Annotated in this window: 22 protein-coding genes and 1 pseudogene; 11 read left to right on the top strand and 12 right to left on the bottom strand. The window is 64.0% G+C overall.

What is annotated here, in order from left to right:
- Positions 1-2: 2 nt before the first annotated feature.
- On the bottom strand, positions 3-1,190 hold the full coding sequence (gene cysS / locus ACOGXC_RS05295; RefSeq protein ID WP_419919663.1) for a cysteine--tRNA ligase: 1,188 nt from the start codon (positions 1,188-1,190) through the stop codon (positions 3-5).
- 12 nt (positions 1,191-1,202) lie between these two features.
- Positions 1,203-1,868, bottom strand: coding sequence for an NADPH-dependent F420 reductase (gene npdG / locus ACOGXC_RS05300; RefSeq protein WP_419919664.1), 666 nt, complete (start codon positions 1,866-1,868; stop codon positions 1,203-1,205).
- 137 nt (positions 1,869-2,005) lie between these two features.
- Between npdG and fabI the strand changes: the two genes are divergently transcribed.
- Entirely contained in the window at positions 2,006-2,776 is a 771-nt protein-coding gene (fabI, locus tag ACOGXC_RS05305; RefSeq protein WP_419920019.1) for an enoyl-ACP reductase FabI, read from the top strand.
- 126 nt (positions 2,777-2,902) lie between these two features.
- Here the strand turns inward: fabI and ACOGXC_RS05310 are convergent, their stop codons facing one another.
- The 3 genes from ACOGXC_RS05310 to ACOGXC_RS05320 form a co-directional block, all read right to left on the bottom strand.
- Entirely contained in the window at positions 2,903-3,976 is a 1,074-nt protein-coding gene (locus tag ACOGXC_RS05310) for a hemolysin family protein (protein ID WP_419919665.1), read from the bottom strand.
- Between the two features lie 34 nt (positions 3,977-4,010).
- Positions 4,011-5,339 (bottom strand): hemolysin family protein, encoded by a 1,329-nt coding sequence (locus ACOGXC_RS05315; protein WP_419919666.1) that lies wholly within the window; start codon positions 5,337-5,339, stop codon positions 4,011-4,013.
- 145 nt (positions 5,340-5,484) lie between these two features.
- A complete protein-coding gene (locus tag ACOGXC_RS05320) occupies positions 5,485-6,093 on the bottom strand; it encodes a hypothetical protein (RefSeq protein ID WP_419919667.1) in 609 nt (202 codons plus the stop codon).
- A gap of 226 nt (positions 6,094-6,319) precedes the next feature.
- Here ACOGXC_RS05320 and ACOGXC_RS05325 point away from each other — a divergent pair, with 226 nt between their 5' ends.
- From ACOGXC_RS05325 to ACOGXC_RS05355, 7 genes are all read left to right on the top strand, one after another.
- The gene (locus ACOGXC_RS05325; RefSeq protein ID WP_419919668.1) at positions 6,320-6,697 is read left to right on the top strand and encodes a MarR family winged helix-turn-helix transcriptional regulator; all 378 of its coding nucleotides are present in this window, start codon (positions 6,320-6,322) and stop codon (positions 6,695-6,697) included.
- On the top strand, positions 6,694-8,580 hold the full coding sequence (locus ACOGXC_RS05330) for an ABC transporter ATP-binding protein (RefSeq protein WP_419919669.1): 1,887 nt from the start codon (positions 6,694-6,696) through the stop codon (positions 8,578-8,580). Before ACOGXC_RS05325 ends, ACOGXC_RS05330 begins: the two co-directional genes overlap by 4 nt.
- On the top strand, positions 8,580-10,475 hold the full coding sequence (locus ACOGXC_RS05335; protein ID WP_419919670.1) for an ABC transporter ATP-binding protein: 1,896 nt from the start codon (positions 8,580-8,582) through the stop codon (positions 10,473-10,475). The genes ACOGXC_RS05330 and ACOGXC_RS05335 overlap by 1 nt, the downstream gene beginning before the upstream one ends.
- A gap of 96 nt (positions 10,476-10,571) precedes the next feature.
- Positions 10,572-11,372 (top strand): ABC transporter ATP-binding protein, encoded by an 801-nt coding sequence (locus ACOGXC_RS05340; RefSeq protein WP_419919671.1) that lies wholly within the window; start codon positions 10,572-10,574, stop codon positions 11,370-11,372.
- An 80-nt stretch (positions 11,373-11,452) separates the two neighbouring features.
- On the top strand, positions 11,453-11,794 hold the full coding sequence (locus tag ACOGXC_RS05345) for a hypothetical protein (RefSeq protein WP_419919672.1): 342 nt from the start codon (positions 11,453-11,455) through the stop codon (positions 11,792-11,794).
- Between the two features lie 135 nt (positions 11,795-11,929).
- Positions 11,930-13,387: a DNA-methyltransferase gene (locus tag ACOGXC_RS05350; RefSeq protein WP_419919673.1), complete on the top strand. Its 1,458-nt coding sequence runs from the start codon at positions 11,930-11,932 to the stop codon at positions 13,385-13,387.
- Positions 13,384-13,851, top strand: a complete 468-nt coding sequence (locus tag ACOGXC_RS05355) for a nuclear transport factor 2 family protein (RefSeq protein ID WP_419919674.1) — start codon at positions 13,384-13,386, stop codon at positions 13,849-13,851. Before ACOGXC_RS05350 ends, ACOGXC_RS05355 begins: the two co-directional genes overlap by 4 nt.
- On the opposite strand, the gene ACOGXC_RS05360 is transcribed toward ACOGXC_RS05355, so the two are convergent.
- The 6 genes and pseudogenes from ACOGXC_RS05360 to ACOGXC_RS05385 form a co-directional block, all read right to left on the bottom strand.
- Positions 13,841-14,488, bottom strand: a complete 648-nt coding sequence (locus ACOGXC_RS05360) for a thiamine diphosphokinase (protein ID WP_419919675.1) — start codon at positions 14,486-14,488, stop codon at positions 13,841-13,843. The genes ACOGXC_RS05355 and ACOGXC_RS05360 overlap by 11 nt on opposite strands.
- Before the next feature lie 4 nt (positions 14,489-14,492).
- A complete protein-coding gene (locus ACOGXC_RS05365; RefSeq protein WP_419919676.1) occupies positions 14,493-15,608 on the bottom strand; it encodes a hypothetical protein in 1,116 nt (371 codons plus the stop codon).
- Positions 15,609-15,842, bottom strand: a pseudogene (locus tag ACOGXC_RS05370) (UGSC family (seleno)protein); the annotation flags it as partial.
- A gap of 12 nt (positions 15,843-15,854) precedes the next feature.
- Positions 15,855-16,142: a hypothetical protein gene (locus ACOGXC_RS05375; protein ID WP_419919677.1), complete on the bottom strand. Its 288-nt coding sequence runs from the start codon at positions 16,140-16,142 to the stop codon at positions 15,855-15,857.
- A 36-nt stretch (positions 16,143-16,178) separates the two neighbouring features.
- Positions 16,179-16,988: an enoyl-CoA hydratase/isomerase family protein gene (locus tag ACOGXC_RS05380; RefSeq protein ID WP_419919678.1), complete on the bottom strand. Its 810-nt coding sequence runs from the start codon at positions 16,986-16,988 to the stop codon at positions 16,179-16,181.
- 58 nt (positions 16,989-17,046) lie between these two features.
- A complete protein-coding gene (locus ACOGXC_RS05385; RefSeq protein ID WP_419919679.1) occupies positions 17,047-18,351 on the bottom strand; it encodes a hypothetical protein in 1,305 nt (434 codons plus the stop codon).
- 139 nt (positions 18,352-18,490) lie between these two features.
- On the opposite strand from ACOGXC_RS05385, the gene ACOGXC_RS05390 reads away from it, so the two are divergent.
- Positions 18,491-19,294 (top strand): enoyl-CoA hydratase/isomerase family protein, encoded by an 804-nt coding sequence (locus tag ACOGXC_RS05390; RefSeq protein WP_419919680.1) that lies wholly within the window; start codon positions 18,491-18,493, stop codon positions 19,292-19,294.
- 73 nt (positions 19,295-19,367) lie between these two features.
- Here ACOGXC_RS05390 and ACOGXC_RS05395 read toward each other — a convergent pair whose 3' ends face one another.
- Positions 19,368-21,170, bottom strand: a complete 1,803-nt coding sequence (locus tag ACOGXC_RS05395; RefSeq protein ID WP_419919681.1) for a glutamine--tRNA ligase/YqeY domain fusion protein — start codon at positions 21,168-21,170, stop codon at positions 19,368-19,370.
- 81 nt (positions 21,171-21,251) lie between these two features.
- Between ACOGXC_RS05395 and ACOGXC_RS05400 the strand changes: the two genes are divergently transcribed.
- Positions 21,252-22,394 carry an amidohydrolase family protein gene (locus ACOGXC_RS05400; RefSeq protein ID WP_419919682.1) on the top strand — a complete coding sequence of 381 codons (1,143 nt, stop codon included), beginning with the start codon at positions 21,252-21,254 and terminating at the stop codon, positions 22,392-22,394.
- Positions 22,395-22,476: 82 nt separating this feature from the next.
- Positions 22,477-23,985, top strand: a complete 1,509-nt coding sequence (locus tag ACOGXC_RS05405; protein WP_419919683.1) for an FAD-dependent oxidoreductase — start codon at positions 22,477-22,479, stop codon at positions 23,983-23,985.
- Positions 23,986-24,078 lie beyond the last annotated feature (93 nt).

The raw sequence follows: 24,078 nt of genomic DNA on the forward strand, positions 1-24,078 counted from the left end.
CCTCACCAGAGCTGGACACCGAGTAGGGCGGCGGCGGCTCGGATGCCTCCGGTTGACGCCGCCGCATCAATGGCGGTAACCGCGGAAGGCGTGTCGAGGTCGTCGTCCAGGCAGGCCCGTACCTGAGAAAGGGTGGTAGCCGCGGTAATGGCGCGACTCTCGGCCGGGCTGGAAAGCCAAACCTCGAGTCGGGCGGCGGCGGCGGGCATAACCCGATCGTCCCACTCCCAGGAATCCCGGTAGTGGTGGGCCACGATGGCCAGCCGGACGGCTCGGGGGTCGTACTCCTTCAGGAGGTCGGATACGAAAACCAGGTTGCCGAGCGATTTGGACATCTTGGCACCGTCCATGCACACCATCGCCTGGTGCATCCAGTGGCGCACGAACCGCTTCCCGGTGACCACCTCCGACTGGGCGGCCTCGCATTCGTGATGGGGGAAGATCAGATCCGAGCCGCCGCCGTGCAGGTCCACGGTGTCGCCCAACTCCCGCATGGCCAGCGCCGAGCACTCGATGTGCCATCCGGGGCGGCCCGGGCCCCACTTGGATTCCCAGACGGGTTCGTCGGGGGCGGATTTCTGCCACAGCACGAAATCCAGGGGGTCGTGCTTATGGGGATCGTCGGGGTTGCCCCCGCGCTCGGCGGCCAACGTCAGCATGGTGGAGCGGTCGAGATGGCTGATCTGGCCGAAACGGTCAAAGGCGGAGACATCGAAGTAAACCGATCCGCCCGACCGGTAGGCGTAGCCCCGATCCAGCACCAGACCGATGAACCGGCGGATATCGGGGATGGCCGAGGTGGCCCGCGGTTCCGACCAGCACGGCAGCATCCCCAGCGCTTCCATGTCGGAGTTGAACCGGGCGGTCTCGGCGGCAGCCAGATCCAGGTAGTGAACGCCTATCTCGCGAGCCTTGCGGAGGATGTCGTCGTCCACGTCGGTGATGTTGCGGACGCAGCGGGTCTCGTGGTTCCGGTCCCGCAGTCGCCGCTGGAGCACATCGTATGCCACGTAGGTGGCGGCGTGACCCAGGTGGGTGGCATCGTAGGGGGTGATACCGCAGGTGTACATGGTTACCACCGGACCCGGCTCGAACGGGACCGCCGCTTGTCGGGCGGTGTCGTAGAGCCTCATCGGCTCGGTTGGCGGTTCTCCGGTGGGCGGTCGGCGAAAAGGCGAGGATGTGGGCATGGGCCGGCGGGATCAGTCGCCTTCGAGGTCCAGCCCGGTGAAGCGGACCGCCACCCGGGTCTTGTAGCGGGTGTTGAGTTGCAGAAGCACCGCGGCAAACGCCTCCACCGGAGTTGCGCACGACAGCGGCCCGGCGTCGAGGCCCCGGACACCGGGCAACTCGGTCACGATTGCCAGGGTGGTCTCGGTGGCCTCGGGATGGTCGGAGCAAACCAGCACATCGCTCTCCACTGGATGGTTCAGGTCGCCCAGTTCGCGTGCGGGTACATGATGAAAAGCGGCGGACACCATGGACTTCGGGGCCGCGGCCTGAACGGATGCCGCCACCGAGCCCCGGGGCGGCATCAGAGGCTGGAACTCGCGGTCTATCCTCACCAGGGCATTACCCATGCTGATCACCACTTTGCCCGCCAGCTCCCTGGCTACCGAGGCGGCAGTGGCGGCAGCCGCATCCCATGGAGTGGCCACTACCACCACATCGCACAAAGCGGCACCGTGGTTATCAGTAGCCGAGAGCGGGAGATCGTGGTCGGGCCAGTCGGCTCTCAATCGGTTGCAGGTTTCGGCAGCCCTGTCGGCCGAGCGTGACCCCACCACGGTGTCGAACCCCACAGACGCCAACCGGAGGGCAAGAGCGCTGCCTGCTGGTCCGGTACCTCCGAGAATCCCGATTCGCATCGCCCAAAGCTATAGGAGAGGCACTCCGGAACCCACACGGAACCGCGCGGTCACCGCATTACCCCGGTTGTTGACACGAAGGCACTCCGTAACTGCGACAACCACAGAGGCAACGTGGGCGAAGTAACCTCCCCATCATCATGGGACTTCTGGATGGGAAGCGGATTCTGATCACCGGTGTGCTAACCGAAGCTTCGCTGGCCTTCGGTATTGCCTCGCTGGCTGCTGCGGAGGGGGCTGAGCTGGTGTTGACCGGCGCCGGTCGGGGCCTCCGGCTCACGGAGCGAACCGCCCGCAAACTGCCCGGCTCACCCCCGGTGCTGGCCTTTGACGTGACCGACCCTAAGCACCCCGCTGCCCTGCGGGCTGAGCTGGCCGAGAGTTGGGGATCGGTGGACGGGGCCCTGCATGCCATTGGGTTCGCTCCCGAAGTGTGCTTGGGTGATGACTTCATGGCTGCCGGGTGGGACGACGTCAAGGTTGCACTGGAGGTCTCGGCCTACTCACTCAAGACCCTGGCCGAGGTGGTGGTTCCCCTCATGGATGGTGGCGGGTCGATTGTGGGGCTGGACTTCGATGCCACCGTGGCTTGGCCCGCGTACAACTGGATGGGGGTGGCCAAGGCCGCCCTCGAGTCCACTGCTCGCTATCTGGCCCGTTCTCTGGGAGGCCAGGGCATCCGTGTGAATCTGGTGGCTGCCGGCCCGGTACGCACCATGGCGGCCCGCTCCATTCCCGGTTTCGAGGTATTCGAGGACACCTGGGCCAACCGGTCTCCTCTGGGTTGGAATGTTCGGGACAACTCGCCGGTGGCCCGAGCAGTGGTCGCTTTGCTGTCCGACTGGTTTCCCATGACCACCGGCGAAATGATTCATGTCGACGGCGGCTACCACGCGGTAGGGGCCTGAGAAATTCGTTATGGGGTGGTGGTTATCATGTCGTGGGGGTTGAGAGGGTGGTGGTGGTTATCATGTCGTGGGGCATGAAAGGTCATATCGGCGGCACCGACGCAGCTTTTACGGTGGTGGCGATTCTCATGTTGTGGGGCCTGAAAGGGGAGGACCGGCAGGGTCGGTCTCATCGATGAGATCACCGACCAGTACTTCGAGAACATCCTCCAGCGTGACAAGGCCAACGGTTCGCCGCCGGGGACCGTGACTAACGACAGCCAGGTGGCGCCGACTGTCCTGCATCAGCGCGAGCACGCCTTCCAGGGAAGTTTCCCCATTGATGGTGGGCACAGCCCGGATCATCTCAGCACTCAGAGGCTGCGATGTTCGGGTGCCGCTTACCTCGAGGAGATCCTTGGCGTGGACGAATCCCACGACGCGATCCACGCTACCTTTCTGGACGACAATCCGGGAGTGGCCGCTGCTGTTCATTACGTTGAGCACTTCAGCCACAGTGGTATCTCGCTCCACCGCCACGATCTGATCTCGAGGGACCATGACCGTCCGGACCGGGCGGCGGGCCAGTTCTAGGGCACTGGAAAGCAGCGACCGGTCGAAATCATCCAGGAATCCTTCGGCTGCGGAGTGCTCCACCAGGACGGAGAACTCCTGGGCGGTGTGCGTGGTGGCGATCTTGTCCATGGGTTCCACACCACCCAGGCGCACCAGAGCTTGGCTGAGGTGGTTCAAAAGCCCGATGAGCGGACCGAAAACGGTGGCGTAAAAGCGGTTCGCCGGGGCCAGCCACATGGCGGTGCGCTCTGCCCCGGCCAGAGCGATGTTCTTGGGGACCATCTCCCCCAGCACCATGTGCAGGAACACCACGAGGCTCAGGGACACCCCGAACGAGATGGTGTGCAGCACCCCCGACGGCAGTTCGACAAACGACTTCACTGCTCGTTCGATGAGATTCGCCACCGCGGGCTCGGCCACGAATCCCAGTCCTAGCGATGCCATGGTGATGCCCAACTGAGCACCGGCCAGTTGGCGGTTGAGGTCGTTTATGGCTGCCAGCGCCAGTCGGGCCCGGCGGTGCCCCGCATCGGCCAGGGGTTCCAAGCGTGATCGTCGGGCGGCGAGGAGGGCAAACTCCACTGCTACGAACCCGGCGTTGGCCAAAAGGAGGGCAACGGCGGTACCGATGAGGAGCGCGGTCATTGGTGGTTCCGGTGGGGGGCGATGAGGAGCGCGGTCATTGGTGGTTCCGGTGGGGGGCGGCTGGGCGGCTGGGCTTTACCGGGCGCAAGCGGACGGTGTCAATGCGATGCCGGTCCAGGGACTCGATCAAGAACTCCCAATTCTGGTAGCGGAAGACCTCGCCCGAGGCCGGTATGCGTTGAAGGTGGGTCAGGATAAAGCCCGCCAGGGTTTCGTAATCGCCGTCAGGTACTCGAAGCCCGGTCATGTCCTCCAACTCATCGGGGTGGATTCCGCCCTGAACCACCAACTCGCCGGCATCTTGAGTCACCACCGGAGGTTCGGCGCTGTCATGCTCGTCGGCGATTTTACCCACGATCTCTTCCACCAGGTCCTCTTGGGTGACGATGCCCGCGGTACCCCCGTGCTCGTCCATGACCACAGCCAGGGGGCTGCGCTGCGACCTCATGTCCAGCAGCAGCGAGCGCAGGTTTCGGGTTTCGGGGACGATCAGCGGCACCTGCATGATGTCGGTGACCGGGGTGGAGGCCCACTGGTTGGTCGGGACCTTGTACACGTTCTTGACCAGGGCCACGCCCACAACATCATCGATATCGGTGGCGATGACCGGGAAGCGAGAAAACCCGGTTCTACTGGCCAGCGAGACCAATTCCGCCACCGACTGGTGGTACTCGATGGAACACACTGACACCCGGGGAACCAGCACATCGGCGGCGTCTCGCTCAGCGAACCGGATGGCTCGAGTAAGCAGGCGGACTCTAGCCGGTGGCATTGTCCCCTTCTGACCAGAGGATCGGAATAGCCAGGCCAGTTCATCGCGGGAACGAGCCTCGCTCAGCTCTCCGGGGGGCTTTATACCCATCCGGGCCACTACCCAGTTGGCGCTTCCATCCAACCAACGGATGAATGGACCGGCCACGATCGCGTAGCCTCGCATCAGGGTGGCGAATCGCATTGCAGTGGATAGCGGGCGAGCAATGGCCAGGGTTTTGGGAATCAGCTCTCCGAACATCATCTGAACGACCACAGCAATCGCCAGGGCCGCGGCAACGGACAAGCCGTTGGCGGCTCCTCCAGCCAAGCGGTCGGCCACCGGCTCCAGGGCTTCGGCGATGGAGGGCCGGGCTATGAAGCCCAGAGCCAATGAGGTGACAGTAATGCCCAACTGTGCCCCTGATAGTTGGAACGAGAGGGACTTCAGCAGCAGCAGGGTGGTCCGGGCTGCTCGCCGTCCATCCGCGGCTAGCCGCTCAATTCGAATCCGGTCCACCGCCACCAGGGCGAACTCCACGGCCACGAACACTGCATTGGCAGCTATGAGCAGCGCTGCGCCCACAAGGCCCAGCGCAGTAACCCAGCTCACCGAATCGAGGCCCCCCGGAAGGGGTCTATTGTCCGCACCTCACCAGTATTGCCTGGGGTCTATTGTCCACACCTCACCAGTATTGCCTGGGGCCGGGCCCGGGTATGGAGAAACAGACTCGGGGCGGGCACAAACCTTGGCCCGGTCAAGCTGCGGTGGCCTCGCCCTCTTCGGTCCCGCGTGGGGGATGCGGCCAGCCGATCCCCAGATGCCCCTCGATTCGAGCCAGCCGTTCACGGGCATCGGTAAGGCTGTCGGTGAGCTTGTCGAGCTTGACCTGCGTGGTTTCGTGATTCTTCTCCAAGGTCTGTTTGAGTTCGTAGTGCTTCTCGTCGAAGGTCTGTTTGAGTTCGTAGTGCTTCTGCTTGGTTATTTGCTTGTGCTCGTTCAAGTCACCCCTCAGTTTGTCGGTGGCGAGTTCGATTTGGCGGGTGTTCTCGGCGGTGGCCTGGTCGATTCGTTGGTTGCATTTTTCGATTTGGCGGGTGTTCTCGGCGGTGGCGAGTTCGATTTGGCGGGTGTTCTCGGCGGTGGCCTGGTCGATTCGTTGGTTGCATTTTTCGATTTGGCGGGTGTTCTCGGCGGTGGCGAGTTCGATTTGGCGGGTGTTCTCGGCGGTGGCGAGTTCGATTTGGCGGGTGTTCTCGGCACGGGTCTTGGCGGCCTCGCGATGCTGATGCCAGATTGATGCCAGGATGAGCCCGATCATCGTGCCGAACATGCCGAAGATCACGCTCATGTCGACTCCATCCATGGGGTCACTGTAGCAAGCCGCCCGATGCCGGTCAACTTGGATAGCATGAAAATTACTTAAAGTGCTTAGTTTTCTCTATTATGAGCAAACCCCATCGGGCTTTGCACCAAGGGCAATCTTTAGAGAAACTAAACATGTGAGTCTCGAACAACCTTCCGAGCGATCTCCATCTCGAACCGCCTTAGCCGCAGCTCAGGCCGCGGCGCGTCTAGCCCGGCAGGTAGCGGTGGCTCTGGGAGACCTGGATCTTTCGCCGTCCCAGTATCGCTTGCTTTTGTTTCTGTCGGAAGGCAACGCCGCGGCATCCGCCGTAGCCGGCCGGCTGGCGGTGAGCCGGCCCAGTGTTACCGCGTTAGCCGATGGGTTGGAGAAGCGAGGACTTCTCCACCGCCGTGCCGATCCGTCGGACCGCCGAATAGTGGCTCACGAACTTACGGGCGCTGGTAGGCGGGTACTGGCCAGAGCCGACTCGGCAGTGGCCGACCAGATCACGGGGATAGCCGCCCATCTTGACCTCGATCAGGCCACACGGGCTCTGGAAGGGCTGGCCCTCTGGAATGAGGCGCTGATCCGGGCTCGAGATCGCAGGGAGGTCAGTAAATGACCGCGACCGATGCTGCTGGTTCTCTGGGTTTCGAGCCGAGCTCGGTAGAGGGTCGATCAAGGTCCCCGGAGTTCGAGCCGGTAGGAGTGTCGGCTCAGTACATGCCTCCGGCCGTGGGGATTGATCCCGACCGGAGCAAGGGCTGGATGAAGCGTCTGATGCCGCTGGTTCGAGCCCACCGGCGGACTCTGATGACCGGTGTTGTCACCGGCGTGTTCGCACTGGCGACCCAGGTGGCCGTGCCGGCTGCTGGACGTTCGGCAGTGGACGCGGCCATCACTGGGGATCGCCGGGCGCTGGGGATCGTGGCGGTACTGATTGCCGTTTTCGGTGTGGCAAGGTTGATTTTCGGTGGGATCTCCCGGTACCAGTTGTTCAAGCTGGGCTGGAATGTGGAAACCGATCTCCGAGCCATCATGTACGAGCATCTCACCCGGTTGTCATTCTCCTACTACGACCGTACCCAGTCGGGTCAGGTGATTTCCCGAGCCAACAGCGATATCCGATCACTTCAGCTACTGCTTTCCTTCGGGCCACTCATCAGCATGAACGCGTTGATGTTCGTGCTGGCTCTGGGATTCATGTTGTACATACACCCCTGGCTGGCGTTGGTTGCGCTGGCACCGTTACCCGGCGTTTTCTGGTTCGGTCTCAAGTTTCGCGACCAGGTCTTCCCGCTGTCATGGGTTAGCCAGGCCCGGATGGCCGATCTGGCCACCATCGTGGACGAGAACGTGAACGGTACCCGGGTGGTCAAGTCGTTCGCCGCCGAGGAGCGCCAGATCGCCCTTCTAGGGAGGTCGGCCCAGCGCATCCAGTGGGCCCAGGTGGAGATCGCCAAGAGTCGGGCTCGCTGGAATCCGATCATTGAGTCGCTACCTCGGCTGGGTACCGCCATGGTGGTGCTCTACGGGGGCTGGTTGGCCATCGAGGGGGTGGTGTCCATCGGTACCCTGCTGGCATTCAGTGCTTACGTGATCATGCTTCAAGTGCCATTCCGCATGGCCGGGTTCGTGCTGATGCAGGGCCAGCGGGCCAGTGCCGCCGCCCAGCGGATTTACGAGATTCTTGACGAGGAGCCCGAGATCATCGACTCCCCGACCGCAGTGGACATGATTGCTCCCCGGGGGCAGGTGGATTTCAAGGATGTCCGGTTCGGTTACAACCCCCAAACCCCGGTACTGGACAGGTTTACATTGCATATCGAACCCGGGGAACGGGTGGCCATCGTGGGCCGAACCGGAAGCGGCAAGTCCACCGTGACCCGGTTGCTGGACCGGTTCTATGACGTGGATGGCGGGTCGGTATGCATCGATGGAACCGATGTTCGAGACGTGACCCTGCGTAGCCTGCGTCACACGGTGGGTTTGGTGCTGGATGAGCCGTTCCTGTTTTCGGCATCGATTCACGACAACATCGCCTACAGCCGTCCCGATGCTTCCCGTTCCGAGGTTATGGCCGCTGCCGAAGCAGCCCAGGCCCATGGGTTTATCGAGGGACTAGCCAGCGGGTACGACACCGTGATCGGTGAGCGGGGTTACACCCTGTCGGGTGGCCAGCGGCAGCGGGTCGCCATCGCCCGTACCCTGCTGGCCAATCCCAAGGTGTTGGTGCTGGACGATGCCACCAGTTCCATAGATGTGACCGTGGAGGAGGCCATCCACCAGGCGCTGCAAGAGCTGATGGCCAACCGCACCACCATCATCATTGCCCACCGCCTGTCCACTATAAGCCTGGCCGAGCGCGTGGTCGTTCTGGACCGGGGTCGGGTGGTGAGCATGGGCACCCATGCCGAGCTACTGGCTACCGACTCCCTCTATGAGGAAATTCTGGCCCGCCACCATGATGACGCGATGGACGATAATTCTCGGAATGGCCGATAATGGGGTGGGGAGGATACTTCGGCGGCCCCCAGGCCCAAAACGCAGCTCGTGATGCCGGACTACCCCATGCCAGCGTGCCCGGCAATCTGCGGGCTCATGTCGAGGAGGTGTTGAGGGCCGAACCCGAGTATCCACCGGTCGAGGTAGATTTTAGCCACCGCCAACCGGCCGACCCGCCGTTGACGCTGCGCTCGCTCCTTTGGCCCTTCCGCGGCCGGATGGTAGTGGCATCGCTGCTGGTGGTCGTTGAATCGGTGATGATGCAGTCGGGACCGCTTCTGGCTCAGTTGGGCATCGATCACGGTGTTCGTTCCGGCAATCTGCGGGTGCTGCTGGTGGTGGCCGCGGTTTTTTTGGGCACCGTGGCCGCTCATGCGCTCAGCTCCTCCTTGCGCATCCGCTATACCGGCAAGTTGGGCGAGATGCTCATGTACAACTTGAGAATGCGAGTGTTCACCCATTATCAGCGGTTGTCGCTGAACTTCTTCACCGAGGAGAAGGCCGGTGTGCTGATGACCCGCATGACCAGTGATATTGAGGCCCTGACCGTGCTATTCCAAGAGGGTTTGGTGAACTTTGCGGTTCAGGGTTTGGTGCTCACGGTGATCACCGGCGTGCTGTTCTATTTGAACCCTCTTCTGGCGGTGCTGACTCTCGTTATCGTGGTGCCAGGCACTCTGCTTTTGAGCAACTGGTTCCGGAAGGTGTCCGACCGGTATTACGGATTGGTTAGGGATCGCATTGCTGAAGTGCTGGCCGACTTGCAGGAGAGCCTGGCCGGTATTCGGGTTATCACCGCTCACAACCGCCGCCGTCATAACATCATCCACCACACCAACGTGGTCGGGCGGCACAAGGATGCCAACCTGGCCGGCGTTCGAGCCGCGTCCATCTATGCCCCCGCTACCGAAGCCATAGTCATCATCGGTCAGGCCGTCCTGCTGGTGATCGGCGGAACCATGATGATTAACGGTCGCCTCACCGCCGGGGAGCTGACCGCCTTCGTTCTCTACCTGACGTTCTTTTTCGCTCCCATCCAGCAGATGGTGCAGCTTTACAACGGTTACCAGCAGGGTCAGGCATCGGCCAGGAAACTCCGGGAGCTTCTCATCAACGAGCCCTCGGTGTCGGAAGCCCCCGACGCGGTGGACCTGCCTCCCATCGAGGGGGAGATCACCTTGAGCGGGGTGAGCTTCGGCTATGACGACACCCCGGTCCTGCACGATGTGAGCCTGCGGTTGGCACCGGGTGAAAGCCTGGCCGTGGTCGGGCCCACCGGGGCGGGCAAATCCACGGTGGCCAAGTTGATCGTCCGGTTCTACGACCCCCAGTGGGGAACGGTTTGCATTGATGGTCACGATCTGCGAACGGTCACACTGGCATCGCTCCGCCGCCAGTTGGGAGTGGTCCCCCAGGAGCCGTTCCTGTTCTACGGTTCCATCCGGGACAACGTGGCTTTTGCCCGCCCCGAGGCCTCAATGGCCGAGGTGATGGAGGCTTGCCGAGCTGTTGGCCTGACCGATTTGCTGGAGCGGTTGCCCGACGATGTCAACTCCCTGGTCCATGAGCGGGGAGCGTCGCTCTCGGCCGGCGAGCGACAGCTATTGGCACTGGCTCGGGCGTTTCTGGCACGGCCCCGGGTTCTGGTGCTGGACGAGGCCACCTCCAATCTTGATCTACGGTCGGAGTCCAAGATCGAGGCTGCACTTGATGTGGTGCTGGAGGGGCGGACGGCCATCATCATTGCCCACCGGCTGGCCACCGCCATGCGAGCCGACCGGATCGCGGTGGTGGAGGGCGGCCGGATCACCGAGATAGGCACTCATGACGAGTTGGTGGCCCTCGGCGGCCACTACGCCGACATGTATTCCACCTGGATGGCCCACACCAACTGAGATTCATGATCGGTCCTGAGCGCGTTTTTCCCATGTCATGACTGCTTCTGAGCGCGTTTTTCCCATGTCATGACTGCTTCTGAGCGCGTTTCTCCCATGTCATTCGGTTCTGAGCGCGCTTCGGTACTGCGGCTGGCAGGAGTGGGGCTCACCCGCGACCGGCATCCAATCCTTGCTGAGGTGGATTGGGAAGTGGTCGAAGGTCAGCACTGGGTGGTGCTGGGGGCCAACGGCAGCGGTAAGACCACGCTGCTGAGGATTGCCGCCCTGTATGAGCATCCGACCACCGGTGAGGTGGAGGTGCTGGGTTGGCGCTTGGGCCGGGTGGATGTGCGCCGATTGCGGCACCGGGTGGGGTTCGTGTCGCCCTCGCTGGCCCAGATGCTGCGCCCCGATCTGACTGCGGCCGATGTGGTGATGACGGCCCGCCACGGGGCGCTGGAGCCGTGGTGGCACGACTACACCGGCGTTGATCGGCAACGAGCGGAGGAACTGCTGGAACGGGTGGGAGCGGGAGGGGTGGGAAACCGTGCCATCTCCACCCTGTCCTCGGGCGAGCGCCAGCGGGTGCAGCTTGCCCGCAGCCTGATGGCCGACCCCGGTTTGGTGCTGCTGGACGAGCCCGCCTCCGCTCTGGACCTGGGGGGTAGGGAGATGCTGGTGGCCGATCTCGCCCGCCTGGCTGCCGATCCTGCCGCCCCGCCCCTGGTAATGGTTACCCACCGCACCGAGGAGATCCCTCCCGGGTTCACGCACGTGCTGCTCCTACGCCAGGGTCGGGTGCTGGCCCAAGGCCCTCTGGGAGCGGTGCTCACCTCCGAAACGCTCTCAGCCTGTTTCGAAATGCCCCTGGCGCTGGAGCACCGGACCGGTCGGTGGCATTGCCAAGCCGGTTGAATCGGCAGCAGAGGTGCGACTGATTCGCATGGTATGCTGATTTCGCTTCCCCCCAGAAAAAATCCAGTGAGGAGAACCTCATGGAGCAAGCGATACTAGCCGTGCTGGGGGTTGTCATTACCCTGATGCTTTATTTGGACCGCGCTCGGCGGGCCGACAATGCCCAGCTCCGGGCGGAGATGCGAACCGGTTTGGCAGAAGGCCGGGCCGACAATGCGCAGCTCCGGGCGGAGATGCGAACCGGTTTGGCAGAAGTGCGGGCCGACAATGCGCAGCTCCGGGCGGAGATGAACGACGGTTTCAAGCGGGTCAGCAACCGGATCGACAAACTCACCGACACCGTCATGGACCTGTGTCGAAGGGTGGGTCGCCTGGAAGGTCGAGTCGAAGCCTCGGTCCCCACCACCGGCAGAGCCCCGTAGTCGGGACCCCACTGTGAGGGATCAATGGGTGGTACCTGAACCTATCGGTTGATGTACCGGCAGAGCCCCGTAGTCGGGACCCCACTGTGAGGGGGTTCCGTCACACTGTCATCACCGCGTTGTAACTTCGATGTAGTGGAATTTGACCGGCATCGCAGAGGAACCTCGACTTCCAGCTTCGGGGTGGGGCGGCGTGAGGGCCATGACGCGTCGGCTTTCTACAGCCGGTTCCCGGTGCCCGAGATGAGCGGGGATGCCGAGGTTTCCCAACCGGCGTGCCGCGATCAGCTATGGGTGGGTGATGCCCGCGACATGGATGCTTGCGGGAAGGTGGCCGATGGCTCGGTTGCCCTCGTGGTCACATCGCCCCCCTATTTTGCTGGCAAGGAGTACGAGCAGGCGGTGGGCCAAGGCCACGTTCCTGCCGACTACTTTGCCTTCCTGGACATGCTGAGCGAGGTGTTCCTCGAATGCGTGCGCAAATTGGAACCGGGCGGGCGCATTGCGGTGAACGTGGCCAACCTGGGGCGGCGCCCGTACCGATCCTTGTCGGCCGACGTGATTTCCATACTCCAGGATCGCCTGGGGCTACTACTACGAGGTGAGGTGATCTGGCACAAGGCCCGAGGAGCGAGCGGCAACTGTGCCTGGGGCAGTTTCCAGCGGCCGGCGAACCCGGTGCTGCGAGATCTCACCGAGCGAGTCCTGATCGCGTCCAAGGGACGCTTCGACCGAGCGGTTCCGGCTGCTGAGCGAGCTCGAAGGGGGATGCCCTCAAACGGCACTGCCTACGTCGACGAGTTCATGGAGGCCACCACCGACGTGTGGGAGATCCCCCCGGAGTCGGCCACCAGGGTGGGTCATCCCGCGCCGTTTCCGGTGGAGTTACCCCAGCGGCTGATCGATCTGTACACCTACCGGAATGATTTGGTGCTCGACCCGTTCATGGGGGCCGGCACCACCGCGGTGGCCGCGATTCGCACCGGACGTCACTACGTCGGTTTCGACACCGAGGCCCACTACATCGAGTTGGCCCAGCAGCGCATCGCCAAGGAGCGGGAACAGCTCAACCAGCGTTCGGACGGGGCCCGCTGGCAGGTGACGGTTGCCCCGTCGGCCAACGCCGACTGGAGTGATGACTTTCAGGCTCGGGCCGTGCAGCAGGGCCGCAAAGCCCAGGAGATTGCTCGTGTTGCCTTGGAGCAGAGTGGTTTTCGCGATATTCGCGAGAAGGTTCGCTTCTCCTGCGGGGTGGAGGTCAACTTTCAGGCGGTCGACCAGCAGGGACAGGAATGGCTCTTCGACGTATCAGGTGCCTTTAGCATCACCCAGCGCCCCGGGCTTCGCCGCACGGACACGTTGTGGAAGGCGTTGGGTAAAGCAGCGGTGCTGCATGCCGGCGGCTCGCCTCATCGGTTGGTCCTGCTGACCACCGACCGGCCGCTCCCCAACAGCAGCGGTGATCTGGCGCTAAAGACGGTCACCGGTCCCGATAAACCGGTTTACGACGTGATCGGTCTGCACGATACCGGAGACTTGGCCCGCCTTCAGGCATCTTGTGAGGGTCGCAACCGGCTAGCTTCCAGTCCATGACTTATGAGGATTTGCTGGAGATCGAAGCCATTCGTCAACTCAAGGCTCGGTATTTCCGGTTGATGGACCAGAAACGGTGGGATGAGTGGGAGGACGTGTTCTGTGAGGATGTGGTTATCTCCACCCCCGACGACACCGGGGAGGGGTCAGACATCACCGGTAACCGGTCCTTCCGCCAGTACCTGGAGCCCATTTTGGCCCCGATAATCACCACCCATCACGGTCATATGAGCGAAATCAGCATCCACGGACCCGATACCGCGTCGGGAGTGTGGTCGATGGAGGATCATCTGGACTGGCCGCCGGACAGCGGTGTGGGTCAGATGTGGGGTACCGGCTGGTATGAGGAGACCTACCGCAAGGGCAATGACGGCCAATGGCGGATCGCCACCCTCCGGTTGCGTCGTCAGCGGATCCAGGTCGAGGGCAATCGGGTTTTCCCGGCTGAGCGTCCTACGGCATAACCGCCAGTATCACTCCCTCGGTAACCGACACCGTGGGGCAGGAAGTTGTGGCTCGGTTACTCACGCCCCGGCTGGTTAGGGGTTCCAGTACCTCGTTGTCCAGGGGCCAGATCAATCCGGTGGTGGTCACCCGGGCGGGGCCGCCCAGGGCGAACAGGGACACGGTAGCGCCGGGTTCGACCTCCAGCGTGCGTTGACCTCGGACCACCAAGGCTCGGGCCCCGTCCTGCCAGGCTTCAATGGCCACCCCGGCCCAGGTCGGAGAGGCCAGGACGACCAGATTGCCGATCAGGTGATCCAGCCGCCCACCACCCCCCCCGATGACGATCACCCTGTCCGCAAGCCGGGTGGCCAACTCCAGGGCCAGTTCCAGATCGGTTCGGTCCTTGTCCATCGGGTGATGCTCTATGCGGGTTCCGGCCCTCTCGGCGGCTGACAGCGCCTCGGTTGCCACAGAGTCCATGTCCCCTACCGCTACGGCCACGGTCAGACCAGCGGCCAGGGCGTGATTGAGTCCCGCGTCGGCTGCCACTATCACCGGATTGGCGGGAAGGCGGGCGATCTCAGCAGGGGTCGGGGGGTTGCCGCCGGCCACGACCGTGACCACCGCCGAACCGGTACCGGGGTCGGGCCTCATCAGTTCAAAAAGGCCGGGTGATCGCTCGGGTGGGGCCGAAGCTGTGAAGACCGCCGGCGTGCAGGTTGCCAAGGCCGCCGGCGCACATCACGATCACATCCGACGGTTGCTCCACGATGTATGCGGTGCCATCTGGACTGACCCGGTTGCGTTCGGCCAGCCACTTTTGATGGGTTTCAGGGAACTCGTCCACCCGGTGGCAGGCATTGGACCACAGGGCCTCCTGCACGTCTTCCAGAGATGGGTAGGAGGCGGCCAGCATGGCGGCCCAGGGAGGGGGAACCACCACCATTACCTCGGCCCCCCAGTGGGAGATGTAGGCGTTGGTACCCACATAGGCCAGTGACTGGCCAATGACCCAGGCCAGCGACGGGCCGTCATTGGCGGCGATGTCGGCGATATCCATGGTGCCGATGGTGCCGTAGACGGTGACCGCGTCGCCGCTCGCTCCCCGGCGTTCGGCCAGGGGTGGCCACGGCGACCGCTCCTCCCACTCGCCCATCACCAGCCCCACCACCCGGGCGGGTTGGCCCAGCACGCACTTGGAGGTCTCCCCGACCACCTGACCACCGACATTGCGCATGACCAGCCGGAGAGCTCGCCCGATGGCCGGTCCGGCTCCGGCGGCCCCCCCGAAGCATCCGGCCCGGTAGGGCAGGTCCAGCCGATCGCGTGCCGGGCCGTTCACGAACAGGCAAGGCACCACCGAGCTGGTGGTGGTGTTGAGGGCGAACAGGTCGAACGGTCGCTCGGCCATGGCCTCCAGAGCGGCCATCATCAGCGGCATGGCCTCGGGGGCGGCACCGGCCATGCAGGCGTTCACCGCCAGTTTCTCCACCGTGCACCAGGCGTTGGCCGGGGGAACCTCCAGCAGCACCGAGTCGGCCGGCCGGCCGGCGGCGGCGGTGAAACGGGACACCCGCTCGGGGGTGGGCGGGATCAGGGGCAAGCCATCACCCCAGCCTCGATCAAGGGCCCAGGCCATGAAGTCCACCGGGTCGTCGGGAACTTCGGCTAGGTCGTTGGGCCTGGGCTGTTCGTAATCCGGTTCAGCCAGGAATACGTCGTCGGGAACTTCGGCTGGGTCGTTGGGCCTGGGGGTATCCCCGTCAGGAGTCATTTACGAGGGAACTCCCAGCGAGTTCAGCAGCGTTGGCCAGAAATCGTGGGCGATCTGGCGCACGTCTGGCTCGGGGCGCGTGTCAAGTGGGTAGGGCAACACACACAGTCGCAAGCCGGACCGGCCCAGGTTGCGGGCCATGATCCCGGCCAGCGGCACGAACTCCTCGGTAACGACGGCGACCGCCGTCTTGCCCCTGGACGCTATCGCGACTGCGTCGTGGACGGTCCAGGAGGTGCAGCTTCCTCAATTGCCAAGGCCGACGATGGCGATGTCCACATCGGTGGCGAAGTTGTCCAGCTCCACCAGAACCGCGTCCTTGAGCTTGACATCCTGGCGGGATTCTGAGCACCACGGCATCACCTCGGCACCAGCCGCGGTCAGCTTGTGGGTCCACTCCTCGGTGGTCCACAAAAACGAGCGCCAGGTGAGGTCGTAGCGGATGCCCACCCGCTTACCGATCAGCGGACCGGCATCGGGGCCCCGGTCCGGGTCAATAGCCTGCGGGACTGCCGTCGGATCCAGTACCAACATGCCAGCAGATTAGCGTCTAGGAGCTGAGATGGGGTTCTACCTTCCGGTGAAGTTGGGGGGTCGGCCCTGGTGGCGGGATGCGGCCCATTCCCGAAAGTCGGCCGAGCGGGATGACAACTCCATGGCGAAGGCCTCGTCGCCCAGATGAGACTCCAGGCTTCTACCGGAACTGCGGCTGATGAGGGTTTTGGTCAGCCCGATGGACACGGTGGCCGAGGCCGCCAACCGGGTGGCCAGCGCCAAAGCCTCGGCATCGACGTGGTCGGCGGGAACCGCTTGATGGATAAGTCCCCAAGCAGCGGCGTCGGCTCCGGAAATCTCCTCGCCCAGCATCAACATCCGTTTGGTCCGGCTGATCCCGGCCAAACGGGGCAGGAGCCATGACATCCCACTGTCGGGGGTAATGCCCATGGAGGTGAACGGTGCCCGTAGCCGGGCATCCTCAGCAGCTACCGCGAAGTCGCAGGCCAGTACCAGGCTGAGGCCCAGACCCACAGCCCATCCCTGTATCGCGCCCACGATGGGTACCTGCACCTCCAGCATCACCGGGATGAGCCGGTTCACCAGATAGGGCATGCGGCGGGAGATGCTGCCCGGTCGGGGCCGGGGGCCACTTCCGATCCGACCGGCCAGGTCGAAGCCGCTGCAAAAGTTGTCGCCCTCGGCATTGAGTAGTACTGCCCGAACATCCTCGTCGGAGCCGGCGGCTTCCAGGGTGTCGATAAGTGTGAGAACGATGTCGTCGGTCAGTGCGTTGCGACGCTGGGGACGGTCCAGGGTGAGGATCAGCAGCGGTGGGGACGAGACCACTCTCAGTCCCTCCGGTGGGTTGGGGTAGGGCTTCATGATCGGTGGTGCTCCGAGCGTAGCAACCCGACCGGTTTCACCGCCGGGGGGTAGGGCTTCATGATCGGTGATGCTCCGGTTCTGCGCCTTCGCCGGTTTCCATGGCCGCGAACCGCTCCACCAGAGCTTCCAGCGCTTCCGCCGAAGTCGAGGCTCCGCCCGGGGCGTTGGGAAGCCGGACCGGCCCGTGCTCCCGGCTGGGCAGCAGAACGGTGGCATGCCCCGGGGTTGTGGTCTCGCCCCGCTGGTTCTCCCCCCAGATATCCAGATCCACTGCCGGGAGGTCGCCACCGGCCAAGTACTTGCGAGCCACCCGACCTCGCATCCAGTGGGTATCGCCCACATAGTTGAATCCTCGGAACTGGCAGTCCAACCGCCACAACCAGGCATCGTCACCCATCCAGTCGGTGCACAGGTGAGTAAGCCAGCATTCCCGCATTCGCCCGTAGTCGTACACCGCGGGACTACCCGCTCTCTCGGCCCACTCGGGATCCCAGTGGACCCGCTGCTGCACATCGGGGACACCGAGGGCATCGGGTCGGAAAAAGCGGGGCACCCGCCGGCGCTGCTGGTACCCCAGGCGCAGGGCTTTGACCCCGTAGAGCCCCATACCCATGCCCGCGTGCCAGCAAACAATGTCGGTCACCCGCAGTGGCCCCTTCACCAGAGGAGCAAGCTCGTCCCCCACCTCGGTGTCCTCATACCACCGGGGTTCCGCGCCCCGGCGGTTGCCGGGTTCGGCGGCGTAGGCCTCGTCAATGCGAGCCAGTTCATCGGTGCCATAGGGTTCGATCAGGCTCTCCCGCTCATGGCGGGTGGCCTGGGCCTCGGCCCGATCGGTGCGGATCATGAGCCGGTACTGGGCTGACAGCACCGGCCCTCCGCCGGCTGCGAACACCTCGGCGGTCCATTCGTGGATCGCTCGATTAGCGAACCGGCTCCGCTTGTCGTGAACTCCGACCAGCGCGTTGCGCCGGGTAACCCGGGTACCGGGTCGCAGGGGTTGCCACCACTCCCGGTGGCTGGCCGAGTAGTGGGCCTGCGCTCCCCTGAGTGGATCTCCCCTGAGTAGGGCGGCGGTTTTCGGATCCAGCCGCTCCACCTCGTTCTCGCCGATCAGCGTATCCCCGCCCACCATCGGCGGCGGGGCGATGGGTCCGCCCCACACGGTCCCCAACCCGTACTCGGGGTCGCACCACAGGGGATTGTCGTCACCGTAGGCTTCGGCCACCTGCCGGAAAGCATCCTCGTTGGGTACCTGGAAACGGGGTGGTTGGGGATGGGGCGTGGCTGAGCCTATGCGGCTCCGAAGCGCCGCCACCGCTTCGTCGGTTATGCCACCAGGGTGTCGTCCATCGTTCACGAAACGAGAGTAGCCCTGAAGAGTAGCCCGCGAACCGGTTCGCGGGGGTGAGGGCGGATTCTTCGATGGCAGTGATCTCGCCATCAAGGGGTTGGCTTCGAACCGGTTCGCAGGGGTGGAGCTGAGCCAAACTGATTCCATGGGCTATGAGACACTGATCGTGGAGCGCCGCGGCCGGGTGGGGTGGTTGATCAACAACCGGCCTGACCAGCTCAACGCCATGAACTCCTTGATGCGAGATGAGTTGGCCGAGGCCTGGCTGGCGCTCGACCGGGATCCGGAAGTGCGGGTGATTGTCCACACCGGGGAGGGGCGGGCCTTCCAAACCGGGGTGGACGTGACAGAGCTGGCCACCGACGGGCAGGGCATGGAGCGTTACCGGGAGTCGGTGGAGAACTTCGATCTTCACTTCACTTCTTGGCATCAGCAAGTGCGAAAGCCGGTGATCACCGCAATCAACGGCATCTGCTGCGGGGGTGGATTCCACTGGGTGGCCGATGCCGACATCGCCATTGCGGCATCCGATGCCCAGTTTTTCGATCCTCACGTTTCTGTGGGACAGGTAGTGGCCCTCGAAGCCATCGCGCTGCTCAAGAAGATGCCGGCCGAGGCGGTGATGCGTATGGCCCTGATGGGGGTCCACGAGCGAATGGGGGCTCAGCGGGCCCACGAGTTGGGAATGATCAGCGAGGTGGTGGATCCGCCCGAGCGGCTGCGGGAGCGAGCCGGGGAGATCGCCGAGGCCGTTGCCCGCAACTCCCCCTCGGCCATGGCGGCCACGAAAAAAGCTCTTTGGGATGCTCTGGAGCATGGCCTCACCACCGCCTGCCGGGTTGGTGCCTCCCACATGACGGGGATGTGGGGTCATCCCGACCAGATCGAGGGGCCGGCCGCCTTTACCGAAAAACGCGAACCCGAATGGGTGCCCCTCGACCCGATTTAGGGTAGATATTTGGGTGGATAAGTCCCCATGGGAACGATTATCGGCCAGGAGATTCGGTTCGGCCGGGGAAGGGCTACCTACCGGGTCGGCGTTTCTGGACGCGGGCCCATTCGTCGCGCAGACCTACGGTGCGGTGGAACCGATCGGGGGCCTCGGGGTCGCGGGCGAAATAGCCGAGGCGCTCGAACTGGACCACCTGGCCGGGGGCGATGTCGGCCATGGCCGGCTCGAAGCGGGCCGTCTCCACGAGGCGGATGGAGTCGGGGGCCAGCGAGTCCATCGGATCGGTGCCGTCGGCACCGGGGTAAGGGTGGGTGAACAGGTGCTGGTAGAGCAAGGCCTGGCCGCGGTGGGCGTGGGCCGCGGATACCCAGTGGATGGTGGCCCGCACCCTGCGCCCATCGGGGGCTTGGCCCGATCCGGTGTCGGGGTCGTAAACACAGCGGACCTCGGTCACCCTGCCGTCTATGTCGGTTTCCACCCCGGTGCAGGTTACGAAGTAGCCCGATCTCAGGCGGACTTCCCGGCCGGGAGCCAGCCGGTAAAATTTGGGGGGCGGATCGAGCATGAAGTCGTCCCGTTCGATGTAGAGGACTCGTGAGAACGGGACCTGCCGGGTACCCGCCGAGGGATCCTCGGGGTTGTTGGCGGCCTCCCGCATCTCCGTTTGGCCCTCGGGATAGTTTTCGATGACCAGCCGTAGCGGGTCGAGCACCGCCATCCGGCGCAGAGCCACCGCGTTCAGCTCCCGGCGGACGAAGGATTCCAGCAGCTCCACCTCCACGGTGCCGTCCACCCGGGCCACCCCGATGTGGCGGCAGAACTGCCGGATTGCGTTTGGCGGGTAGCCCCTCCGGCGCAGACCTTGAAGGGTGGGCATGCGGGGATCGTCCCACCCGGATACATGGCCTTTTGACACCAGCTCCGAAAGGCGACGCTTGGACAGCACGGTGTGAGTCAGGTTCAGGCGGGCGAACTCTGTTTGCCGGGGGCGATCCCCGGGCAGGTCGAGATGTTTTAGGAACCAGTCGTACAGCGGGCGGTGGGCATCGAACTCCAGGGTGCAGATCGAGTGGGTCACACCCTCCAGGGCATCGCTCTGGCCGTGGGCCCAGTCGTAAGTGGGATAGATGCACCATCGGTCGCCGGTGCGGTGATGGGTCTGGTGGCGAATGCGGTACAACACCGGGTCGCGCATGAGCATGTTCTCATGGGCCATGTCTATTCGGGCCCGCAACACCCGCTCACCGTCGGCGAACTCGCCGGCCCGCATGCGACGGAACAGGTCCAGGTTCTCATCAACCGTCCGGTTCCGCCAGGGGCTGTGGGTGCCCGGTTCGGTGAAGCTGCCTCGGGTGGCCGAGATGGTCGCCGCGTCCTGGTCGTCCACATAGGCCAGCCCGGCCCGGATCAGGTCTTCCGCCCAGTGGTAGAGCGGCTCGAAGTAATCGGAGGCGTAAAGGGTGCCCCGATCGGATTGGTAACCCAGCCAAGCCAGGTCGTTCTCAATGGCGGCGACGAAATCGGATCTCTCGGTCTCGGGGTTGGTGTCGTCCAGGCGGAGGTTGCAAGTGCCGTTGAACTCGCCGGCCAGGTCGAAGTTCAAACAGATGGACTTGGCGTGGCCGATGTGGAGATAGCCGTTGGGTTCGGGGGGGAACCGGGTCTGCACCCGACCGGCGAAAGTTCCCTCGGCGATATTCCGGTTGACCAAGGTGCGAATGAAGTCGCTGCGTTGGCTCGACTTGCCATCAACGAAGTCGCTGCGTTGGTTCGACTTGGTATCAATGAAGTCGCTGCGTTGGCTCGACTTGGCATCAACGAAGTCGCTGCGCTCGCCCGGTTCGGCATCCCCGGTGCTCCCCGCGCGGCTCATGGGCCCCATCTTTGACCGATACCGGACCGGCCGGCAAGGTGTTTTATTTCTATGAGCGGCTGATTGGTGCGAAACTTGGGTATGGCCTATTCGATCATCGACGTCGACACCCACATCACCGAGCCGGCCGACACCTGGACCAGTCGAGTTGCCGCCCGCCACCGTGACCGCGTGCCTCGAGTGGAGGTGATCGATGGTCGCCAGATCTGGTTGCTGGGCGATGACCGCATCGGGGCGGTGGGCCCGACCGCTCCGGCCGGTTGGCCCAAGCCCATGCCCGACTCGCCGGCGGGCTATCACGAGGTGCATCCGGCGGCCTACGATGCCGACGCTCGCTTGAAGCTGATGGATCGGCGGGGGGTATGGGCCGAGGTTCTGTATCCCAATGTGGGCGGGTTCGGTGCCCAACGGTTCTTGTCGATTGCCGAGGCCGATCTGAAGCAATCGTGCGTTCGGGCCTACAACGACTTCCTGGTGGAGTGGTGCAGCGCCGATTCCCGGCGGCTCATCCCGTCGATGGCCACCCCGTTCTGGGATGTGGATGGCGCGGTGGCCGAGGTGGAGCGGTGTGCCGCTATGGGCTACCGGTCGGTGAACTTCACCGGCGAGCCCCAGGTGTTCGGGCTGCCGTACCTGGGTGAGCCCCACTGGAACCCATTCTGGTCGGCGGTGTGCGATAACGACATGGTGGTGTCCTTCCACATCGGTAGCGGTGAGTTCAACTGGGACCACACCCGGGTGGAGCGTCGAGGTTTCGCCGAGGCCTACGCCCTGCAATCGGTGGATCTTTTCACCAAGAACGGGATCCAGGTGTGCGATCTGTTGCTATCGGGCGTGCTGCCCCGCTTCCCGAAGCTGCGGGTGGTGTCGGTGGAGTCGGGGATCGGCTGGCTACCGTTCATGCTGGAAGCGCTGGACCACCAGTTCATTGAGGGGGGTGGTCCGAGGGAGCGGCCCGAGTTCGACAAGCTGCCCAGCGAGTACTTCGCGGAGCAGGTGTACACAACGTTCTGGTTCGAGGAGTCGGCCCCCCAGGATTTGCTGGGAAGCAGGATCCCGCTGGACAACGTGCTGTTCGAGACCGACTTCCCCCACCCCACCTGTCTGTACGACAACGTGCAGGAGAAGATTGCGGCCAGCATCGGCCACCTGCCCCCCGAAGCCCGCCATCAGCTTCTCTGGGGCAACGCCGAGAAGCTCTACCGGGTACAAGCACCGGCCTGATAGGTGTGGCCATGAGCGATCAATGGGACATAATTTCCAGCCACTACAGCAACCAAAAGTTGCTGCCTGATAGGTGATGACCATGAACGATCAATGGGACCGGCAAGCTGGTGTGGCCATGAGCGATCAATGGGACCGGCAAGCTGGTGTGACCATGAGCGATCAATGGGACCGGCAAGCCGATGTGGTGGTGCTGGGTATGGGCGCGGCCGGATGTGCCGCCGCCATCGCCGCAACCGATGCGGGAGCGTCGGTTCTCCTGCTGGAGAAGATGCCCGAGGGCCGGGAGGGAGGCAATACCCGCATCTCCGGAGGCATCTGGTTCAATAGTCTCGACCCCGACGGGATGGCGGTCTATCTGCGGTCGTTGTGCGGCCCTTATACCTTGCCCGAGCCGGTGGTGCAGGTGTGGGCCCAGGAGACCTACAAGAACACGGAGTGGCTGGAGAGCCTGGGTGTGACCCCCGGTGTTCATGCCGACTACCAGCCCGAGTATCCCGAGATGCCCGGTGCCGAGTTCTACGGAGGTTACCTGGGGGTAAACGGGGAGATGGGTCGGCAACTGCTGTTCAAAGCACTGTCGGCCGCCGTGCGGGACCGGGGGGTGGAAGTGCTGCTGGACACCCCGGCCAAAGAGTTGGTGACCGGTGAAGACGGCTCAGTCATCGGGGTGGTGGCCTCCTCTGGGGGCGCGCCGCTACGGGTGGGGGCCCGCCGGGGGGTGGTGCTGGCCACCGGTGGCTTTGAGAACAACCCGGAGATGGTGCGCGATTACCTGCAATTGCCCGGTTCCCCGGTGTGGGGGTCACCCGCCGGCACCGGTGACGGTATCAAGATGGCCCAGAAGGTCGGTGCCGATCTGTGGCACATGGACAACATGGCGGCCACCCTCGGCCTGGCGGCCGATGGGTTCGAGGCCGGCATGTACGTAATGTTCATCTTCTCCCAGGGTTTCATATGCGTGGGCAACGACGGGCGACGACCCCATAATGAGATCCCTCCCCAAGGGCATGGCCACGGGCTGATAAATGGTGCCTACGAGCTGTTCCAGCGACGGCCCCTACAGGTGGTGTTCGACGAAGCCACCCGGCTCGCCGGCCCCATCTCACCCCCCAGGGAGATCCTCCCGGTGGGTTGGAACCTGCTCATGGAGGGCTACGAGTGGAGTGCCGACAACTCGGCTGAGATCGACAAGGGGTGGATCCTCGCCGGCGATACCCCCGCAGAGCTGGCTGAGCGGTTGGGGGTGGATCCCGAAGGGCTGGAGGCATCGGTGGAGGCGTGGAACCAGGCCTGCGCGGCCGGCCACGACCCGCTGGGCCGTCCCCGAGCCACCCTCACCCCGCTGGAAACACCTCCGTTCTACGGGTTCACCTCGGCCCCGCTTCTGGGTTGGACCAATGGTGGCCCCCGCCGCAACGAGAAGGCCCAGGTACTCGACCCCTTCGGTGAGGTCATCGGGCGCTTGTACGCCGCGGGCACGGTCAGCTCGACCTATAGCTGGTGCAAGGATGGTGGTTTCCACATCGGGGACGCTTTGGCCTTCGGTCGGGTGGCAGGCCGCAGCGCCGCCGCCGAAACACCCCGCTGACCCAACCCACCAACTCTCGACCATTCCCAACCAAAAGGGCCAAATCCACTCAGTTCAACACCAGGCCCTCGAGAGCACCCTCATATCAGTTCA

The sequence above is a fragment of the Candidatus Poriferisocius sp. genome (assembly GCF_965202595.1).
GTDB lineage: Bacteria > Actinomycetota > Acidimicrobiia > Acidimicrobiales > Bin134 > Poriferisocius.

What these genes read in the sequence shown, in the direction of transcription:
- ACOGXC_RS05345 (WP_419919672.1), top strand. Translation starts at nt 11,453, where the DNA reads ATGGAGCAAGCGATACTAGCCGTGCTGGGGGTTGTCATTACCCTGATG.
- ACOGXC_RS05405 (WP_419919683.1), top strand. Translation starts at nt 22,477, where the DNA reads ATGAACGATCAATGGGACCGGCAAGCTGGTGTGGCCATGAGCGATCAA.
- ACOGXC_RS05320 (WP_419919667.1), bottom strand. Translation starts at nt 6,093, where the DNA reads ATGGATGGAGTCGACATGAGCGTGATCTTCGGCATGTTCGGCACGATG.
- npdG (WP_419919664.1), bottom strand. Translation starts at nt 1,868, where the DNA reads ATGCGAATCGGGATTCTCGGAGGTACCGGACCAGCAGGCAGCGCTCTT.
- ACOGXC_RS05390 (WP_419919680.1), top strand. Translation starts at nt 18,491, where the DNA reads ATGGGCTATGAGACACTGATCGTGGAGCGCCGCGGCCGGGTGGGGTGG.
- ACOGXC_RS05395 (WP_419919681.1), bottom strand. Translation starts at nt 21,170, where the DNA reads ATGAGCCGCGCGGGGAGCACCGGGGATGCCGAACCGGGCGAGCGCAGC.
- ACOGXC_RS05340 (WP_419919671.1), top strand. Translation starts at nt 10,572, where the DNA reads ATGTCATTCGGTTCTGAGCGCGCTTCGGTACTGCGGCTGGCAGGAGTG.
- ACOGXC_RS05360 (WP_419919675.1), bottom strand. Translation starts at nt 14,488, where the DNA reads ATGAGGCCCGACCCCGGTACCGGTTCGGCGGTGGTCACGGTCGTGGCC.
- ACOGXC_RS05310 (WP_419919665.1), bottom strand. Translation starts at nt 3,976, where the DNA reads ATGACCGCGCTCCTCATCGGTACCGCCGTTGCCCTCCTTTTGGCCAAC.
- ACOGXC_RS05380 (WP_419919678.1), bottom strand. Translation starts at nt 16,988, where the DNA reads ATGAAGCCCTACCCCAACCCACCGGAGGGACTGAGAGTGGTCTCGTCC.
- ACOGXC_RS05335 (WP_419919670.1), top strand. Translation starts at nt 8,580, where the DNA reads ATGGGGTGGGGAGGATACTTCGGCGGCCCCCAGGCCCAAAACGCAGCT.
- ACOGXC_RS05400 (WP_419919682.1), top strand. Translation starts at nt 21,252, where the DNA reads ATGGCCTATTCGATCATCGACGTCGACACCCACATCACCGAGCCGGCC.
- ACOGXC_RS05365 (WP_419919676.1), bottom strand. Translation starts at nt 15,608, where the DNA reads ATGACTCCTGACGGGGATACCCCCAGGCCCAACGACCCAGCCGAAGTT.
- cysS (WP_419919663.1), bottom strand. Translation starts at nt 1,190, where the DNA reads ATGCCCACATCCTCGCCTTTTCGCCGACCGCCCACCGGAGAACCGCCA.
- ACOGXC_RS05355 (WP_419919674.1), top strand. Translation starts at nt 13,384, where the DNA reads ATGACTTATGAGGATTTGCTGGAGATCGAAGCCATTCGTCAACTCAAG.
- ACOGXC_RS05375 (WP_419919677.1), bottom strand. Translation starts at nt 16,142, where the DNA reads ATGTTGGTACTGGATCCGACGGCAGTCCCGCAGGCTATTGACCCGGAC.
- ACOGXC_RS05330 (WP_419919669.1), top strand. Translation starts at nt 6,694, where the DNA reads ATGACCGCGACCGATGCTGCTGGTTCTCTGGGTTTCGAGCCGAGCTCG.